11 protein-coding genes are annotated in these 19,426 nt (G+C 69.4%); 5 read left to right on the top strand and 6 right to left on the bottom strand.

The annotated features are described in order from the left end of the window. Positions 1–5 precede the first annotated feature (5 nt). On the top strand, positions 6–1,061 hold the full coding sequence (locus tag RIN43_RS01720; protein WP_309127141.1) for an LLM class flavin-dependent oxidoreductase: 1,056 nt from the start codon (positions 6–8) through the stop codon (positions 1,059–1,061). On the opposite strand, the gene RIN43_RS01715 is transcribed toward RIN43_RS01720, so the two are convergent. After that, on the bottom strand, positions 1,058–1,531 hold the full coding sequence (locus RIN43_RS01715) for an ASCH domain-containing protein (RefSeq protein WP_309127140.1): 474 nt from the start codon (positions 1,529–1,531) through the stop codon (positions 1,058–1,060). The two genes, RIN43_RS01720 and RIN43_RS01715, sit on opposite strands and share 4 nt — an antisense overlap. Before the next feature lie 30 nt (positions 1,532–1,561). Continuing rightward, entirely contained in the window at positions 1,562–2,782 is a 1,221-nt protein-coding gene (locus RIN43_RS01710) for an NAD(P)/FAD-dependent oxidoreductase (protein ID WP_309127139.1), read from the bottom strand. A 76-nt stretch (positions 2,783–2,858) separates the two neighbouring features. Here RIN43_RS01710 and RIN43_RS01705 point away from each other — a divergent pair, with 76 nt between their 5' ends. Continuing rightward, positions 2,859–3,467, top strand: coding sequence for a TetR/AcrR family transcriptional regulator (locus RIN43_RS01705; protein WP_309127138.1), 609 nt, complete (start codon positions 2,859–2,861; stop codon positions 3,465–3,467). Positions 3,468–3,479: 12 nt separating this feature from the next. On the opposite strand, the gene RIN43_RS01700 is transcribed toward RIN43_RS01705, so the two are convergent. Beyond that, on the bottom strand, positions 3,480–4,082 hold the full coding sequence (locus RIN43_RS01700) for a response regulator transcription factor (RefSeq protein WP_309127137.1): 603 nt from the start codon (positions 4,080–4,082) through the stop codon (positions 3,480–3,482). Continuing rightward, complete coding sequence (locus RIN43_RS01695; protein ID WP_309127136.1) at positions 4,079–5,254, bottom strand: histidine kinase; 1,176 nt, start codon at positions 5,252–5,254, stop codon at positions 4,079–4,081. The genes RIN43_RS01700 and RIN43_RS01695 overlap by 4 nt, the downstream gene beginning before the upstream one ends. 166 nt (positions 5,255–5,420) lie before the next feature. On the opposite strand from RIN43_RS01695, the gene RIN43_RS01690 reads away from it, so the two are divergent. Beyond that, entirely contained in the window at positions 5,421–5,975 is a 555-nt protein-coding gene (locus RIN43_RS01690) for a small multidrug efflux protein (RefSeq protein ID WP_309127135.1), read from the top strand. Between the two features lie 53 nt (positions 5,976–6,028). Beyond that, positions 6,029–7,486 carry a CCA tRNA nucleotidyltransferase gene (locus tag RIN43_RS01685; RefSeq protein ID WP_309127134.1) on the top strand — a complete coding sequence of 486 codons (1,458 nt, stop codon included), beginning with the start codon at positions 6,029–6,031 and terminating at the stop codon, positions 7,484–7,486. Between the two features lie 6 nt (positions 7,487–7,492). Here the strand turns inward: RIN43_RS01685 and RIN43_RS01680 are convergent, their stop codons facing one another. Both RIN43_RS01680 and RIN43_RS01675 read right to left on the bottom strand, forming a co-directional pair. Next, on the bottom strand, positions 7,493–8,527 hold the full coding sequence (locus RIN43_RS01680; protein ID WP_309127133.1) for an NAD(P)-dependent alcohol dehydrogenase: 1,035 nt from the start codon (positions 8,525–8,527) through the stop codon (positions 7,493–7,495). A gap of 115 nt (positions 8,528–8,642) precedes the next feature. Then, entirely contained in the window at positions 8,643–11,381 is a 2,739-nt protein-coding gene (locus RIN43_RS01675; protein ID WP_309127132.1) for a LuxR C-terminal-related transcriptional regulator, read from the bottom strand. A 239-nt stretch (positions 11,382–11,620) separates the two neighbouring features. Between RIN43_RS01675 and RIN43_RS01670 the strand changes: the two genes are divergently transcribed. Then, positions 11,621–19,420 (top strand): GEVED domain-containing protein, encoded by a 7,800-nt coding sequence (locus RIN43_RS01670; RefSeq protein WP_309127131.1) that lies wholly within the window; start codon positions 11,621–11,623, stop codon positions 19,418–19,420. The last annotated feature ends 6 nt before the right edge of the window (positions 19,421–19,426 follow it).

Below are 19,426 nucleotides of genomic sequence, written 5' to 3'. Positions count from 1 at the left end.
AGGACATGAAGGCTTTCGGGTTCCTCTCGTTCGGGCACTACGCGGATGTGCCGGGTTCTGTCACGCGGACCGCGGGTGACATGCTGCGTCAGACGATCGAGATCGCGGAGGGCGCCGACGAGATCGGCGTGAACGGTGCCTACGTGCGCGTGCATCATTGGGCACGCCAGGCGGCCTCGCCGATGCCGCTGCTGGCGGCGATGGCTGCTCGCACGAAGCGCATCGAGGTCGGCACCGGCGTGATCGACATGCGCTACGAGAACCCGTACCAGTTCGCGGAGGAAGCGGCAGCCCTCGACCTCATCGCCGATGGCCGCATCGCGCTGGGCGTCAGCCGCGGATCACCCGAGACGGCGCTGCGCGGTTACGAGACCTTCGGCTTCCACGACAGCGAAGACACCGAGCGCGGAAGCTTCATGGCGCGCGAGAAGTTCGAGCTGTTCCTGCGCGCGATCGACGGCGAGCGCGTCGCGCCCGGTGACCCGCGCATGGTCGGCGAGGGGCGCTACCTGGCGATCGAGCCGCAGTCGCCGACGTTGCGCGACCACATCTGGTGGGGGTCCGGCTCCCGCGCGACAGCCGAGGCGACCGGGCGCATGGGCCTGAACATGATGAGCTCGACGCTGGTGACCGAAGCCACGGGTCAGCCGTTCCATGAGCTGCAGCGCGAGCAGATCGAGCTGTTCCGCTCCGCCTACCGGCAAGCCGGCCACACCGGGTCGCCCCGGGTCTCGGTGAGTCGCAGTGTCTTCCCTCTGGTCAGCGACATGGATCGCGCGTACTTCGGTCTGCGCTCTGAGGAGTCGAACGATCAGATCGGCATCATCGACGGCTACCGTTCGACCTTCGGAAAGACGTACGCCGCCGAGCCGGACGTGCTGATCGAGCAGCTCAAGGCGGACGAGGCCGTGATGGCGGCAGACACACTGATGCTGACGATCCCCAACCAGCTCGGCCCCGACTACAACCTGCACGTGCTGCAGGCGTTCGCCGAGCACGTCGCGCCGGCACTGGGATGGAAGCCGAACACCGAAGGACCGGTGCAGGGCGACCCCGCTTAGACCGTGTGCTCGCTGCGGTGCAGTAGCCGCAGCTGCTCGCAGACGACAGGCATGCGGGGGTCGAACCCTCTCGGGCTGTCGGAGTGCTCGCGCCAGTACCGCTCGTGTACGTCGCGCCAGTAGGACAGTGACCGGTCGCCCTCGCCTTCGGCGAAGGCGTGCGACTCGGGTACCTCGTCGAACGGGATCACGTCGACGGCGGTGGTCTCCAGAAGCGCACGAGGCACCCCGCGCCCGTCGAGGATGATGTTCAGCAAGCCGACCTCGGGGAGGGGTTCGCCCGTGTGCTCGTAGTCCCACAGCGACGACGCCGTCGCGGTCTTCGTACCGGCGAGCACGAGGGCGAGAAGTCCGTCGGCGTGCTCGGGGGTCGCTCCGAAAGCCCACGCCTCCGGCGTCTCCTCCGGAAGACCGGGAACGGCGGCGCGGCATTCCCGCCAGAACTCTTCGACAGTGAGGGCGTTGGTCACCGGACGAGCCTATCCGCGCCGGTGACCTCCTCAGTCCCGCAGCGCTTCCCGCGCCACGGCGTCCGGGTCGGGGAGCTCGGCGACCAGCTTCACGATCGGCCCGAGGGCGGCTCGCACGCTCAGCATCCGCATCACCACCTCGCGGATCCAGGCGATCGCGGCGCCGCGGCGGAACATCATGCGCGCGAGCATCCGCGAGTTCGACTGCGCCGCCTCGACGCGCGGACGCTCCACCGCCTCCCACGCCGCCAGCACCGTGGCGAGTGAGCCGCGGTCGGCGTGGGAGAGCATGCGTGCCAGCATCCATGCCGCCTCGATCGCCATTCCGGCCCCGACGCCGGCGGTGGGCAGGAATCCGGCGGCGGCGTCGCCGACCAGCACACCCCGTGGCAGCACCCAGCGCGGAACGCGCGCATCGTCTAGACGCCACAGGTACGGGTCGCGATCGGTTGCGACCGCCTCGAGGGATGCCGCCAGACGGGGGCCGAGCTCGTCGACGCGGCGGCGGACGGATGCCGCGAAAGCGGCCGGACCGGCCCCGATATCGGCATCCGGCCCGCCGAGGAACACTCCGAGACGGCCCTTCACCGGGTAGACCCCCAGGAAGAACCCGTCACCCCAGAGCTCCTCACCGAGCGCCGGATCACCCACTGAGTCCGCCCATGCGACCCACCCCGACCAGCCGGTCTCGACCGCTTCGACATCCCCCGCGCCGAGCACGCCGCGCATGCGCGAGCGGATGCCGTCGGCGCCGATGACCAGATCGAACGACCCCTCACCGATCGGCGACCCGTCCCGATCGGTGAACCGGGCTCCCTTCGCATCCACGCCGTCCACCGTCGTGCCGTACGTCACCGGGCACCCGGCGTCGGTGAGCACGTCGATCAGCTCGCCGCGGGAGATGCCGTTGTAGTCGCCGTAGACGCTGAGCAACTCGCCCAGTGCGTCGGTACGCACCGGCCGGCCACGATGAGAGCGGAAACGGTACCGCTCAAGAGGCGTGCTGGCGGCACGATACTGCTCCTGCACGCCCAAGTCGACGAATGCCTGGTCGGCGGTGGGCATCAGCGCCACCATGTACCCGGGATGCTCCATCCGCGGCATCCGGTCGACGAGCACCGGATGCAGGCCGCCGCGGCGCAGCGACTGCGCGATCGTGATGCCGGCGATGCCGGCGCCGACCACGAGTACGCGCAGCCGGTCGTCGCGCTGCGCCTCGAGCTGAGTGGAGAGCGGGGTTTCGATGAGCATGATCCTCCTGTAGACCACCTGGTCCACTCTCGACGATACACCTCGGTTGGACCAGGTGGTCCGGTAGGCTCGTCGCATGGCTGAACTCACCGGACCCCATCGCGACCGCCTCATCGAGGCGACCGTGGCCGAGTTCGCCTCCGCGGGATACGACGGGGCCTCCCTGAACCGCATCATCCGCGCCGCGGGCCTGAGCAAGAGCTCCTTCTACCACGCGGTCGGATCCAAGTCCGACCTGCTCGACGCGGTCGTCTCCTCGCTCGTCGCCGACGTGCGCTCCCGCTGGACTCCGCCGGCGCCCGCGGTCTTCGCCGGCGACGAATTCTGGCCTCAGGTCGATCGCGTCCTCTCCGACCTCTTGGCGCTCACCGTGACCGACCCGGCCCTCCGCCTGCTCGGGCGGATCTTCTACCTGCCCGCGACCGGCGCGGCAGACGCGCGCAGCGCACTGGTCGATTCGATGCGGTCGTGGGTCGGCGAGGTGCTTCGCGTCGGGGCGGCATCCGGTGCCGTACGCGACGACGTGCCCGTCGACGCGCTCGCCGCGGCCGCGTTCGGGATGCTGCGCGGCCTGGACGAATGGGCGCTCCGCACCGCGACGACGTCGATCTCGACGGGGAAGGTCGGCGAGGCCGCATCCGCGCCCGGCCTGCTGCTGCGCGGAATGCTCACGACGCCGGGCTGAGTCCTGCCGCGCTCAGATCCAGCCCTGCTCCTCCGCCATGAGCACCGCCTGCTGCCGCGTGGCGACGTGCAGCTTGGAGAGCACGGCCGAGACGTGATTGCGCACCGTACCCGGAGCGAGAGAGAGGGCCTTCGCGATCTGTCCCGTGGTCTCGCCCCGCCGCCCCGCGCGCAGCACGTCGAGCTCGCGGTCGCTGAGCGGACTGCGCTGATCGCTCAGGGCGTCCGCGGCGATCTCGGGATCCACGTAGCGGCCACCTGCTGCCACGCGGCGGATCACCTCCGCCACCTCGTCGGCGCTGCGCGACTTCGGCAGGAATCCGGCGACGCCGGACGCGAGAGCCCGTCGCAGCACGCCCGGTCGTGCATGTCGGGTCACGACCACGCAGCGCGTCGCCACGCTGCGGCGCAGACGCTCGGCCACCTGCACGCCGTCCAACCCTGGCATCTCGAGATCGAGCAGGCAGACGTCCGGCTGCAGCTTCTCGGCCAGGGCGACGGCCTGCACGCCGTCCGCGCACTCGCCGATCACATCGATGTCGTCTTCGAGTCGCAGCAATGCCGCGAGCGCAGAACGGATCATCGCCTCATCGTCCGCGATCACCACCCTGATCATCGCGCTTCTCCTCCACCGACCGCGGGCACCGTGACGACCACCGCGAACTCGTGCCTTCCACGACGCACCTCGACGCGACCGCCGGCATCCGACACCCTCCTGCCCACGCCGTCGAGACCAGCGCCGTCGTCGCTCGCCGCCTCGTCGGATGCCGCGTCATTCGAGATCTCGTACCGCCAGGCGTCCCCTTCGCGGGCGAGGGAGAGCCGCGCCCACTTCCCACCGCCGTGCTTGAGCACATTCGTCGTCGTCTCGCGGATCACGGGACCGAGCACCGAGGCCCCCGCAGCGGCGGCTCCGGGATCGACGGTCGCCTCCGCCGTCGTGCCGGCCGCCCGCAGCAGATCGACGGCGTTAGCGATCTCATCGGGCAGCGGCACGCCCCGGAATCGCGTCGCCAGATCGCGGGTGCCCTGTCGAGCCTCGCTCACGCTCGTCCTCGCCAGGTGCAGCTGTTCCAGCGCGGCATCCGCCTGTCCCTTGGCGAGCAGGCGCTCAGCGAGTTCGAGCTGCAGAGCGATCACCTGAAGATGGTGGCCCTGCAGATCGTGCACATCGGTCGCCACTCGCAGACGCTCCTGGGTCGCGCTCAAGCGTGCCTCGGCGACGCGAGCGCGGTCGAGCGTGACCACGACGTCCCACCACCACAGCGACAGCACCGTCATCGGCGGCAACATGATCGAGAACACGCCGAACACCCACCAGGTGCGCATGAGCGCCTCCTGTGAGATGACGTCCGCAGTGCGCATGTCGATGAACCACAGACCCGCGAGCACGACGCTCACCACTATCACCAGGCGCACGCGCACGCCGGCGGGCCAGTTCAACAGCATCAGCGACTGAACGACCGGAACGAAGGCCGCGATCCACAAACCGGCGAGGATGCCGCACGCCGCGCCGTACGCGACGGCGATGGTGAGCGGCAGCAGCGTTCCGCGCCAGCCCGCGGTCAGACCGGCCGCATCGTCGCGGTGACGGTACTGCAGCAGCAGGGGCACAGCGGAACCGCACCAGATCAGCCCGCCGACGCCGACGACGGCGCCGATCGCGGCGTTGTCGACGGCATTGAAGAGCACGGTCGTCCAGACGAAGGCGACGACCAGCTGGAACATGAGCACGCCGCTGAACGTGTACCACCACGTGGCCGTGATGCCCCTGCTGATCGTGCTCATGCCTTCAGCCTACGGGCGTGACATCTGTCACCCATCGGCCGTGCGAACCGCATGCCGGCAGGTGACGGACCGACACTTCTGCGGCGACCCGCGACCCGATGGACTGTAGTCATGCCGGGACGACGTCCCGCCGAAACGATCCGCCGAACACACACGGAGCAGAACCATGAATCTCATCGAGACCTTCCAGAACCTCGTCGCCCAGGTGCCCGAGCTGGTGCAGCCGCTCATCGTGGCGCTGGCCGGCGCCGTGCCGTTCATCGAGGGGGAGGGGGCGGCCACGATCGGGATCATCGGCGGCATCCACCCGGTCATCGCGGCGATCGCCGGCATCGTCGGCAACTTCCTCTGCGTCGCGATCCTGGTGCTCGCCAGCTCGAGCGCGCGCAGCGCGATCGTCAACCGCCGGCGTGCGAAGGCGCTCGTGGCAGCCGACGGCACGGTGCTGCCGGGGTCCGACGTCGTCGGGACCGAGCACCACGACGGCTCGCGCAAGGCCGCGCGTCTCGAGAAGTTCCAGCGTGCGTTCGAGCGCTACGGCGTGCCCGGCGTGAGCCTGCTCGGCCCGCTGCTGCTGCCCACGATGTTCACCGCGACGATGCTCGTGGCCGTCGGCGTGGGCAAGGTGCGCGTGCTGGTGTGGCAGGCCGTCGCGATCGTCGGGTGGACGACCGTTCTCGCTCTGCTCGTGTCCGGAGTGCTGCGCTTCGCGGCCGGTTGATCCGGCGCGGGGGCGGCCGCCGGCCCTGCGGTCGCCCCGGTAACCTGGAACCCATGCTCAACATGGCCGACGGCCTCAATCGACTCGGCGCCCTTGCCGCGAGTCCCGTCGTCGCCACCCTCGCGACCGCCTTCGCCGATGCGGGCTTCGAGCTCGCGGTGGTGGGCGGTCCGGTGCGCGACGCGCTGCTCGGCCGCGAGACGCACGACCTGGATTTCACCACCGACGCGCAGCCCGACGACATTCTTCGCATCGTCACACCGATCGCCAGCGCTCACTGGGACATCGGCCGCGCGTTCGGCACCATCGGCGCCCGGGTGCGCGGCGAGCAGGTCGAGATCACCACGTACCGCGCCGACAGCTACGACGGCGTCACCCGCAAACCGGTGGTCGAGTTCGGCGACAGCATCGACGGCGACCTGCTGCGACGCGACTTCACCGTGAACGCCATGGCGTTGCGGGTGACGGCTCCGGCGCAGCAGCCCGCATCCACCTCGGGCCCGCAGCTGATCGATCCCACCGGCGGCGTGGAGGACCTCATCGCGGGCCGCCTGCGCACGCCCATCGACCCGGCGGTGAGCTTCGGCGACGACCCGCTGCGCATGCTGCGCGCCGCGCGCTTCAGCGCCCAGCTCGACTTCACGGTCGACCCCGCGACATTCGCGGCGATCGAGCGGCTGCGCGAAACCCTCACGATCGTCAGCCCCGAGCGCGTGCAGGGTGAGCTCGTGCGGCTCATGCAGACCGACGACCCGGTGCGCGGCCTGCGGGTGCTGGTCGACAGCGGACTGATCGAGGAGTTCCTGCCCGAGGTCAGTGCGCTGCGCCTCGAGGTCGACGAGCACCACCACCACAAGGACGTCTACGAGCATTCGCTCACCGTCGTGCGGCAGGCGATCGACCTCGAGAAGCAGCGCAATCCCGGCGCTGCGCCCGATGTGGCGCTGCGCCTCGCGGCCCTGCTGCACGACATCGGCAAGCCGCGCACGCGCAAGCTCGAGCCAGGGGGAGGGGTCACCTTCCACCACCACGACGTCGTGGGCTCTCGCATGGCACGCAAGCGCATGCAGGCGCTGCGGTTCGACGGTGAGACGACGGATGCCGTCGCCAGGCTCATCGAGCTGCACCTGCGCTTCTTCGGCTACGCAGAAGGGGCGTGGACCGACAGCGCCGTACGCCGGTACGTGCGTGACGCCGGCGACGTGCTCGAGCGGCTGCACATCCTCGTGCGCGCCGACGTGACGACTCGCAATAAGCGCAAGGCGGCCCGCCTGGCGAGCGCGTACGACGACATCGAGCGCCGCATCGTCGAACTGCGCGAGCAGGAGGAGCTCGACAGCATCCGCCCCGAACTCGACGGAAATCAGATCCAGGAGATCCTCGGCATCAAGCCCGGCCGCGAGGTGGGCGAGGCGTACCGCTTCCTGCTCGAGGTGCGCCTGGACGAGGGCGTGATCGGTCCGGATGCCGCCGAGCAGCGCCTGCGCGGGTGGTGGGCCGCGCGCGGCTGACCTTCGTCAGAGGACCACCACGGCTCTGCCCTGGACCTTCCCGTCGTGCAGGCGGGTGTACGCGTCGACGGCCTCGTCGATCGAGTACCGCTCGACGTGCACTCCCACCGAACCGGTGCGTGCCAGCGCCAGCACCTCCATCAGCTCGCTTCGGGTGCCCCAGTACGGCGCGCGCACCGATGCCCCGAACGGAGTCGAGAAGAACCCCGTCGGCAGCAGGCCGCCGCCGATTCCGACGATCTGGATGTCGCCGTCGGTCGCCACGACCTGGCGCGCGATGTCGAGTGTGGGCTGCACGCCGGTGAAGTCGAAGACGGCCTCGGCGCCGCGGCCGCCGGTGAGCCTCCGGATCTCGCCGATCGCCGACTCGTCGGACATGAGAGCGTGATGCGCGCCGACCTCGCGGGCGAGTGCCAGCTTCTCCTCCGTGATGTCGAGCGCGATCACCGTGGCGGGCGAGACGGCCCGCAGCACCTGGATGCCGACATGTCCGAGACCTCCGGTGCCGATCACCACCGCCGTGGAGCCGGCGAAGAGCTTGTCCTTCGACGACATGATCGCGTGATACGGCGTGAGTCCGGCATCGGTGAGCGACACGGTCTCCACCGGATCCAGGTCGCCGAGGGGCGTCAGGTGACGGGCGTCGTCGACGATCACGTACTCCGCCATCGCCCCCGGAGCGCCGAGACCGGGAGGGTGGATTCCCAGCTCCTCGGCCCTGGCGCAGTAGTTCTCGGCGCCCTGCGCGCATGCGTGGCATTGGCCGCATCCCCACGGGCCGTAGATCGCATAGGTGGCGCCGAGCTCGATGCCCTCCACACCGTCGCCGAGCTTCTCAGCGACCCCGACTCCTTCGTGCCCGAGAGTGAGCGGAAGGCCGTAGGTGTACTGCTCGGCGGGCAGGCCCATGACGAACCAGTCCGAGTGGCAGAGACCGGCGGCCGTGACCTTCAGACGGATCTGCCCCGGCCCCGGCTCAGGAGTGTCGATCTCCACGAGCTCCGGTCCTTCGCCGACGGTGCGGTACTGGATGGCCTTCATCGTGCATCCTCCTGGAATCAGGGGCGTCCGCCGAGCGCGACCGCCCGCTGCCCAGCCTTCTCTCGCCGTGCGCGGATCGCCAACCCCTTGTGAGGGCGGAGGCGGTGGTGCATGCTTACCGGCCTGAGTCGCGCCCGGAGCGTTCGTCGCCCGACATGAACAGCAGCCCCGACCGGCGCGCGGCCTGCACGGCTTCCTGACGTCCTCCGACGCCGAGCTTGCGATACACCGAGCGCAGTTGCGACTTGAGCGTGTTGGGCGAAACCGAGAGCCGCTGCGCGATCTCGGCCAGCGTCCTGTCGCTGGCCAGTTCGGCGAGGGCGAGTTGTTCCCTTTTGGAGAGGAGGATGGCGATCCCTGGCTCGGCGTAGCGTGCGGGACGGGACGAGATCTGCTCCGTGAGTTCCCGGTGTGCGTCTCCCAGCGCCAGCAGGTCTTCACGGGGCATGGCGGCGAAGGGCGTGCGGATCGACATGCGTGCGGCGAGGGAGGCCGCCTGATCGAAGCGCTGCTGGGCGGCATCTCGATCGCCCGCTCGAAGGTTGGCGGAAGCCGAAATCAGCAGAAGGTCGACGCTGCCGGTCCATGGCTGGGCTTCGCTGAGCGCATTCCGGTCGGCCAGCCCTGCCGCCTGGTCCCAGTTGCCGCCGAGCAGCAGCGAGCGGCTCTTGGGGATCGTCATCCGCGGCGATCGGCGCAGACGGTTCGGCGTCATCAGAGCCGAGGCCTCGGCGCCGAGACCGGCGGCCATGAGGAGTTCGGCTTCGAGCGCTGTGAGCAGCATCCCCATGGCGTCGCCGATCGGCACCTTGGACCGCTTTTCAGCGCGTCCCTCTCGCAGCAGCAGGAGAGCCGCATGCGCTCCGTGGCGCTGCCACGCGATGTGCGTCCGCGCCTCGAGCACGAACGGCCAGTACTCCATCGTCGGCCAATGGCGGTCCGACAGCCCGAGTCGCTCGGCGGCGGCGTCTGGATCGAAGTTCTCGAGGGCGACCCAGGCGGCGGCGATGTGGGAGCTCACGGCGAAGAAGCTCTCGTCGAACTGCTGAGGCTTGCCGAGCTCCTGCAGTGTCTCGAGAGCGGCGCTCGCCCGTCTCAGGTCGCCACGGCGGGCGTGGGTGAGAGCGATCAGCCCGTGCAGGTTCGCCTGCTGAAGCGGCGACATCCGATGATGCTCGTGCAGCGTGCTCAGGGCGACCTGCTCGGCCTCGGTCAGTCGGTCGATGAAGCCGAGTGTGATGACGGTCTGCGTGCGGAACAGCGGCATCGCCGCATCGAGGTGCCCGTTCGGGTCGTCCACCGCATCGAGCATCCGCGAGAAGCGCCGAACAGCAGCCGGCACCGTCTCATATCGCCCTGCCAGCCGCAGGGCGATCGTGAGGACCCCCTGCACCCACACCTGATCCGGTGACGGCGCTCCGCGCGTCACGACGCGCTGCTTCTCGCACGCCGCCACAGCCGCCAGGAGCGTGCGCACCCCTCTGGCCTGGTTGCCGCTTCCGTAACGGGCGATGCCGTGCACGAGCATCAGCAGTGGCTCCCGACGCAGCACCGGGCGCGGCACAACGTCGAGAAGATCCGGATGCAGGCGGAGCCGCACGAGGATCTCGAAGAGGTCCGAGCGCACGCACCGAGTTGCCAGCGACCAGTCGCCCGCCCGGATGGCGGCTTCGAAGGCCTGGGCGAAATCACCGCGGTCGACGTGCCACCCGGCGAGACGCTCGTATGCCGTCCTGGTCGACTCGGGCTCGCGATCCAGGCGTTCTCGCAGGGCGCGACGCAGCACGGGGTGCAGCCGGTACTCGTCGGGATCGGCATCGGGATGCCACGTTCCCAGGCCGCGGGACTCGAGCTCGGTTAGTATCGGGTGGCCGTCAAGCTCTGCGCCCATCGCCGCCGCCTGCTCCATCGTGAACGAATCGAGCACCGCGGTCGGGGCCAACGATTCCAGGCCGGCGATCCCATCGAGCGAGGCGAGCAGATGGCGGTGGGCGGAGCCGGTGTCCAGGCGCCTGCGCGCACCCGATGGCACGCCGAAGAGCGCGTGCTGCGCTTCGCCGAGCGTGGCCGACTCCTCCCGGCGTCGACTCTCGAGTACCGCGCGGATGCCGAACGGCCATCCGTCGAGCTCTTCGCGAAGTTCCTCCAGCTCTCCGGCCGAAGCATCGACGCCGAGGCGGTCGGCGAGACGGCGGACCTCCTCACCGCTGAAGCGCAGTGCGGAGGCGTCGATGGTGACGGTGTCGAGGCGTGCGGCGGTCGTCACGCTGGTCAGTTCGGACGCGACATGCGTCGCGACCACGAGGTGCAGGTTGTCGGTGCGGGTCAACAGTTCGATGAGGTCGCGTTCGAGGGCGGTGCCGGCGAGCCGCTCGAAGCCGTCGATGACCAGGGTCACCGGCAGGTCGATCGATGCAAGGCCACGACGCAGCGACGACATCAGCGTGTCCGCGATGTCACCGCGGACATCGAGGTCTTCCAGTCCCGTTCCGGTGAGAAGGCCCGCGCGTGCGAGTCCATGCAGGGCCTCGCGCCAGAATGCCAGAGCGTCGCGTACGGATGCGTCCGCCGTCACCCAGACTGTCGGCAGAACGGGAGAGCGTCGGCGCGCCCAATCAGCGAGCAGCGAGGTCTTGCCGAAGCCCGACCCTGCTTGCACGACGGTCAGCGGTGCCTCCTCGTCCGCGCACAGTCTCGCGAACAGCCGCTCACGGTGAAGCAGGTGCGGGGAGACCCGCGGAACGCCGAAGCGCAGCGGCCGCACGGGAGCGATGGTTCGCCCGTCGAGCAGGGCGAACGCCTGTGCCGCCTCGGGGGACGCTACGGTGCGTCGTCGATCTGTGTCCTGAGTCACTGGCCCGTCAAGTATGCGTGATCCGATCGGCGGTCCGTGCCCCATATCCGCCGATGCGTCCCCACGCCAGTCAAGCACACGCCCGCGGTGTTGGCTTCACCCGAGCGCTAGGGGTGAAAAAGGGGGTGAGTTTCCGTACCTTCGCCTGCGCAGCGCCTTCACAGCCGATACATATTGAGGTGACACGTTGCGGCAGCTGCAGCTTCCGCGCGCATTCGTGCTGTACCTGAGGGGGTCGGATGTCCAGCTTGAAGAGTGCTCGCATCGCGAAAGGACGCTCGCCGCGTCGCCGCGTCGACGGTGGCGCCACGATGCGCCGCCGACTCACGTCAGGCTTCGTGACCGCGCTCCTCGTCACGAGCACGGGCATCGCCGCCGCCGCACCGGCGGCGGCCGCCTCCGCTCCTTGGGCGGCGACGGCGCAGGCGGCGGACTCCCCCCTCGCCCGTCAGAGCGCGAAGAGCGCCGGTGAGCTGGCCCTGGCCAACGCTCCCGGCAACCCGGGGGTCCCCGGAGACCCGGTCGTCCTCTTCGAGGAGGACTTCGAGAACACCGACGGCACCGCGCCCGTGGTGCTCGACGACTATGAGAGCGTCGACGGTCACACCTACACAGCGGCCGCGTCCTGGCTCACGGCCTGCAATGGCGTCATCGTCAACTTCGGCATCCCCTACACGACACTGGGCAACTGCGGCTCGCCGGTCAGCTCGGCCAACCTGCGTCAGCTGGCGTACGCGCTGGGCGTGCATGGCGGCAACGCGGCTGAGGCCAACGACGCGGTATCCGCCTACACCGAGAACAACCCTGGCGTGAACCAGAGCGAGTTCGAGACCGTGAACCCGATCCCGCTGACGAGTGCGTCCGGTCGCTTCCTCACCTTCAGCGTCGACGCGGCGGCGAAGAACTGTGCCGTCTCCCCGCCGCGCTATCAGTTCTCGTTCCTCTCGGAGGGCGGCGCTGCGACTCCCGTGGGCGGGCAGATCAACGCCTGCACGTCCGGACAGGCCGTTCCCGCGCCGACGGTCGGCGGTGTCGGAGCGACCGACATCAGCGTCGGCACCTACACTTCGAACGGCTCGGTCCTCTTCGACGGTTCCTCCCTCGGAATCCGCATGGTCAACGCGAACGGCAGCGGCATCGGCAACGACGCCGCCTTCGACAACATCCGCATCCTCGACGTCACGCCGCAGCTCGACAAGAGCTTCGCGCCCGCGCGCGTGCCGGTCGGTGGCGTGTCCACCCTCACGCTCACCGTGACGAACACCAGCGAGCTCGCCGCGAAGAACGGCTGGGGCTTCACCGACGAGTTGCCCGAAGGCCTCACGGTCGCGTCGCCTTCCACCGTCGGCGGCACCTGCGTGGCCGACGTCACCGCGGCCGCCGGTTCCGACTCGATCGCTGTCGCGAACGGCACGCTTGCCGCCGGCAGCGAGTCCTGCACGATCACCGTGCCCGTGACATCTAACACGGCTGGCGCTTACACGAACGGCGCAGACAACATCACCGGCGAGAGCGGCATCGACCTTCCCGCCACCTCCACCGTCGAGTTCTTCGTGCCGCCGGCGTTCACCTGCACGTCCGGAGCGGGTGGTCTGCTGTTCCAGTACCCCACCGGCCCCACGCTCGTCCAGAACGTGAACATGGTCACCGGGGCGTACGAGACGGCCAACACCATCGAGGGCCGTCAGATCAATGCCATCGGCTACAACGTCCTCGACGACTACGTGTACGGGTGGGACCTCACCGCTGGGGCCACCGGCATCGTCCGCGTCGCTGCGGATGGCACGGTGACGTCGCTCGGCACCCCGACCGGTTCCGTCAACGGCTCGGTGGTCGGTGACGTCGATGCCGACGGCCAGTACTGGGTTCTCAACGGAACGACCTGGAACAGGATCGACCTCGAGCCCGGCTCCTCCACGTACATGACCGTGGTCGACAGCGGCACGAGCGTCGTGCCGGCCGGGCTGGCCAATGCCGGCGCCGACTGGGCCTATGTCCCCGGAGCCGGAGATTACCTCTACTCGGTCGGTCAGAGCACCACCGGAGAGGCTTCGCTGATCCGCTTCGATCGCGCCACCGGCGTGCGCGCGGTCGTCGGCACGCTGGGCCTCGGCACCGGAACGTGGACGTTCGGCGCGGTGTACGCCGACGCCAACGGCTACCTCTACGCGTCGAACAATCCGACGGGTACCATCTACCGCATCGACGTCGGCGACGTGAGCGCAGAGGTGTTCGCCCAGGGACCGGCATCGAACTCGAACGACGGCGCGCGCTGCTCGGCCTCGTCGATCCTGCTGGACTTCGGCGACGCTCCGGCGACGTACGGCACCACGCTGAACGGCGACGGCGCCCGCCACGGCATTCTCGGCTACGACGAGGACTCCCACACCGCGCCGGTCATGCTCGGAGCGAGCATCGACCCCGAGGATGATGGCCAGCCCAGCGCGACCGCCGTCGGCGATGACGACAACGCCGAGGCCGACGAGGACGGCGTGGAGTTCAACCCGGACCTCGCCTACGCGGTGCCGACGCTGCGCACGGGACTGGACCCGAATTCGCAGCAGCCGGTGGAGAACACCCTCGAGGTCGAGGTGTCCGCCGACGGTTTCGCGAGCGTCTGGGTGGATTGGAACGGGGACGGTGACTTCCTCGACGAGGGCGAGCGGGTGGCGAACGCGCAGCCTGTGACGTCCGGGTCGAACGACATCACGTTCTCGCGGGGCACGAACCCGGCGAGCATCGAGACGTTCGTGCGCGTGCGGTACTCGACGGATGCAGAATCCATCGCCGACCCCATCGGCGCTGCGGCCGACGGCGAGGTCGAGGACTACCGTGCCCTCGTCACGCGACTGATCGCGCCCGACTCCTGCGTGGCGGATGACACCCCGCATTATGCATTCACCTTCAACAGCGTCGTGAGCAAGACGGGCACCGGAGGCGTCGGCAGCACCACACGGTTCGGTGAGGTGGCCGTCGTCGACGGCGTTGCAGTCGACATGGTCATCACGCTGGTGGACGGCCGGGCGAATGCCGGTCAGCTCCCGCCCAACGGCATGGGCTCCGGAACGATTCCCGGAATCATCGACCGCGATGACGCGCAATGGCAGATCGTCAACGATGCCTCGTTCCGCTACGAGTTCTTCGAGGCGGGAACGTCGACGCCGATCGAGGTGAACGCCGTCTTCACCGTGAACGACCTCGACGGAATCCCGAGCAACCGCGAGACCGCGACGTTCAACGCCTCCGACCTGGCGGGGTACGCCGTCAGCAAGGGCAGCCTGGTCACCATCACGGAGACCGCGGGCGCCGTGACGTTCACCGGCTCCGGACGCGAGAGCGCGGAGGGCTCCCGGTTCCAGTTCGTCATCGAGGGCGAGAGCTCGTTCGAGGTGGACTGGCACGGAGGCAACGGCTCCGGGTTCGGATTCGACGGCGACGGCGACTACTCCGTGCAGCCGCCCGCGTGCTCCGACTTCGGGGACGCCCCCGACAGCTACGGCACACTGCTCGAGAGTGGCGGGGCGCAGCACGAGATCGCCCCGGGTTTGACGCTCGGCTCGCTGATCGACTTCGACGCCAATGGGCAGCCGTCGGACGACGCGCTCGGCGACGACGAGAACCGCCTGGCCGACGAGGACGGCGTCACGGACGACATCAAGGTGACCGCGGGCGAGGAGACCGCCGTCACCGTCACGGCGACGAACGACACCGCTGAGGCGGCGACCCTCGCGGGCTGGATCGACCTCGACGGCAGCGGCACCTTCGACGCCGGCGAGCTGGCCAGCATCGCGGTGCCGGCTGAGACCGGCACCGCGGAGTACGAGCTGACCTTCCCGGCGCCGACCGCAGGCGGAGACGGCTTCGCGCGGTTCCGTCTGTTCCCCGGTGCGGTGGCGACGCCGCTGCCGACGGGTGCCGCGGCCGGGGGTGAGGTCGAGGATTACGCGACGACCTTCGTGCAGGGCGCGCCGATCTTCCTCAGCTGCTCGGCGCTGACGACCTTCGACGAGGACAACGGCGGATGGCGCGCGGCGACCACCGCACGCGGCACGAGCGTCGTGATGCAGCCGCGCCCCGTGGAGTGGAGCGCGACGGCCGGCAACCCCGGTGGCGCGATCATCGAGGACGACCTCGACGGAAACTGGACCGAGCTCTGGACGCCGCCGCTGGTGGCAAGCGGCTACGCGACGGACTACTCCGCATCCGCAGGCGAGAACATCCAGTTCGACTACCGCAACGACACCGGCGTGTCCTATGACGTCTACGTCGGCATCGTGGGCGCGAACGGTGCGCACTACTGGTACAACTTCCGCGACCAGATCGTCGACTCCACGCAGTGGACCCGAGTGATCGTTCCGCTGGAGGCCGCGCAGTGGCACACCCAGTTCAACAACAACACCGGCCCGTTCGGCGCGGCACCGTCCGAGGACGACTTCCTCGCGGCGCTCGAGAACGTCGACCGCTTCACCTTCTCGATCGAAGGACGCACCGGTGCGGATCGCACCGCGTTCGACAACTTCGGTCAGCCGTGTGAGGACTTCGGCGACGCACCCGACACGTACGGCACGTCCATCGCGAACGACGGTTCGCGACACCAGGTCCTCGGCTTCGACGAGGCCACGGACAGCGCTCCGCTGATGCTCGGTTCGAGCATCGACATCGAGGAGGAAGGCGTCGCCTCGCCGTCGGCCGATGCCGATGACGAGTCCGGCATCGCCGACGAGGACGGCGTCGCCGACGAGATCGTGGTCACCCAGGGTGACGAGACGACCGTGACCGTGAGCGCGACGAACACGACGGACGCGATCGCGACCCTGGCCGGCTGGATCGACCTCGACGGCAACGGCACCTTCGACTCCGGCGAACTCGTCACCGTGGCGGTTCCCGCCGACAGCGGCACCGCCGAGTACGAGCTGACCTTCCCTGCGGGGACGACGCTGAAGGACACCTTCGCCCGCTTCCGGCTGTTCCCCGGCGAGGTGGCGGCCCCGCTGCCCACCGGCGCCGCAGCGGCCGGCGAGGTCGAGGACTACGCTGCAGACGTGATCGATCGCGAGATGGCGATCACGAAGACGTCGGACTTCAGCGCGGACTCGCGCCCCGGTGACACGATCACCTACACGCTCACCGCCGAGAACACCGGAACGGCCGACTACACCGAGGCGGACCCCGCCGTCGTGTTCGACGACCTGGCCGGCGTGCTCGACGATGCCGAGTACAACAGGGACGCGACCGCGACGATCGACGGCGCGGACGCAGGCGCGGTGGGCTTCGTGCCGGACACGTTCCTGTCGTGGTCCGGAGAGCTCGCCGCCGGCGAGACGGTGACGATCGAGTACTCGGTCACCCTGAGGGGTGGCGGTGACGGCACGGTGCGCAACGTGGCCTGGGAGCCGAACGTGCCGCCGACACCCGGCGACCCGCCGACCGAGGTGCCCACGTGCGACCCCGCGACGGATGAAGGCATCGACCCGGTGACCGGCGAGGCCTGCGCATCCGATGAGGGCGAGCTGCCGAAGCTGACGGTCGAAAAGGCCGCCGACCGGACCGATCTGCCGGCGGACGGCGAGGTCGTCACCTACACGATCACCGTTCGCAACGAAGGCCCCGGCGTCTTCACGGCGGACGCGCCGGCGCGCGTGACCGACGATCTCTCGGAGGTCCTCGACGACGGCGCCTTCGGCGAGATCACCCTCCCCGCCTCGGGTGCCTCGTACGACGAGGATGCCGCGGAGCTGACCTGGAGCGGTCCGCTCGGCGTCGACGAGAGCGCCGAGATCAGCTACACCGTGATCTATGACGCGAACTCGCCGGACGGCGACCAGATCCTGCTGAACACCGTGTGCGTCCCGGCCGAGGATGCCCTCGACCCCGACGAGGCGTGCGACTTCGCACGGGTGCCGGCTGCGGCTCTGGAGATGACCAAAACCGTCGACCCGGCGGACGGAACCGCCGTGGAGGCCGGACAGGTCGTCACCTACACGCTCACCTTCGAGAACGTCGGGCAGGCCCCGGCGACCGTCGATGCCCTCGATGACCTCTCCGGTGTGCTGGACGATGCTCTGATGACCGATCGCCCGATCGTCGACGACGGTCTCGAGGCGCAGGTCGACGGCAACCGGCTCACGGTGACCGGAGAGGTGCCGGTCGGCGAGGTGCGGACCGTCAGCTACTCCGTGACGGTGAACGCCTACGACGATCAGGCCGATCACACGCTGGGCAACGTGCTCAGCAACGCCGACGGCAGCTGCCCGCCGGGAGGATGTGAGGAGACGGAGAACCCGATCCGCCACTTCTCGGTGACCAAGACCGCCGACGTGGTCGAGGATGTGCAGACGGGCGACACCATCACCTACACGGTGACCGTGACGAACGACGGCGATGCCGCGTACACCACCGGGCAGCCGGCGCGTGTGTCCGACGACCTGACCGACGTGCTCGACGACGCCGCCTACAACGGCGATGCGATCGCGGTGGCATCGGACGGGTCCGTGGCTCCGATGCCGGACTTCGCCTCGCCGATGCTCACCTGGTCGGGCGCCCTCGCCGTCGGCGAGTCGATGGAGATCACCTACAGCGTCACCGTCACCAATCTCGGTGACCACGACCTGGTGAACGTCGCCAGCCCGGTTTGCGCTCAGGGCGTGCCGTGCGCTCCGCCCGCCGAGGTGGAGATCCTGCTGCCGAGCATCACCCCGTCGAAGACGTCCGACCCGGCATCCGGTGAGGCGCTTCAGGCCGGCGACGTCGTGACCTACACCCTGTCGTGGACGAACGACGGACAGGCGCCGGGTCCGCTGGACTCGACGGACGACCTGTCGGGTGTGCTCGACGACGCCGAGATCACCAGCGCTCCGGTGGCGGACCGCGACGACATCGGCCTCGAGCTCGACGCCGACGCCGGCACCCTGCGGGTGACAGGTGAGCTTGCGGCAGGCGAGACGGTGACGGTGACCTACCAGGCCACGATCCGGCCCGACGGCGACCGCGGCGACAACATCGCCTCGAACGTCCTGGCTTCGGATGTGCCCCCGTTCGAGTGCGCCGAAGGCGACACCGAGTGCGACCCGTTCGTGCCGCCGAGCACCACCCACCCGCTGGGCGAGCTCGACGACTGGAAGACCGTCGACCCCGCATCCGGCACGACCGTGCGCTCCGGCGACGAGATGACGTACACGCTGCACTTCGCCAACACCGGCGAGGCCGACGTGGACGTCGCCCGTGACGACGTGCTCACGATGGTCCTGGACGATGCGACGGTCACGGCCGCACCGGCCGCGTCCGACGCCGCCCTGACGGTGTCGGAGATCGTGGACGGACGCTTCAGCGTCACCGGAACCCTGGCCGCTGGCCAGGAGGTCACCGTCACGTACACGGTCACCGTGAACGCCGACGGAGAGCGCGGAGACGACCAGCTGGGCAACTTCCTGGTCGGCGCGGGCGAGGAGCCCCCGACCGAGTGCGCTCCGACGGACGGGGAGCGTCCCGACTGCACGATCAACTACGTCTCGAATGTGGTCGTCTCGAAGTCGGCCGACCCGGCATCCGGCACGGCCATCGACCACGACCAGAACGTCGAGTACACGCTGACGTTCCGCAACGTCGGAACCAACGCGGGTGCCGCGGCCGTACCGGTTGACTACACCGACCACATGGCGGGCGTGCTGGATGACGCTGAGCTCCTGCTCGGCCCGATTCCGTCAGACCAGAGCGTCGAAGCGGTCCTCGAGGGCGACACCATCCGGATCACCGGCGCGGTCGCCACCGGTGAGGTCGTGACGGTGCGCTACATCGTCGCGCCGAAGGCGTACGACGAGCAGGGCGACCACGTGCTCGGCAACGTCCTCGCCGTCACCGGGACCGACCCGGTCTGCGCTCCGGACAGCCCGCTGTGCACCACGCACGAGATCACGCCCCCGCCGCCGCTCGCGACGACGGGTGCGGAGGCCAACTGGTCGATGCTCCTCGCGGCACTCGCACTGATGCTCGGCGGTGGACTGCTGGCCGTCGTCAGCAGGCGTCGGCGCGAGCTGGTCTGAACGGTG

This window comes from Microbacterium sp. (assembly GCF_031178445.1).
Classification (GTDB): Bacteria; Actinomycetota; Actinomycetes; order Actinomycetales; family Microbacteriaceae; genus Microbacterium.
Note: the sequence above shows the minus strand (reverse complement) of the source record. Positions and strands in the feature narration are given on the sequence as shown.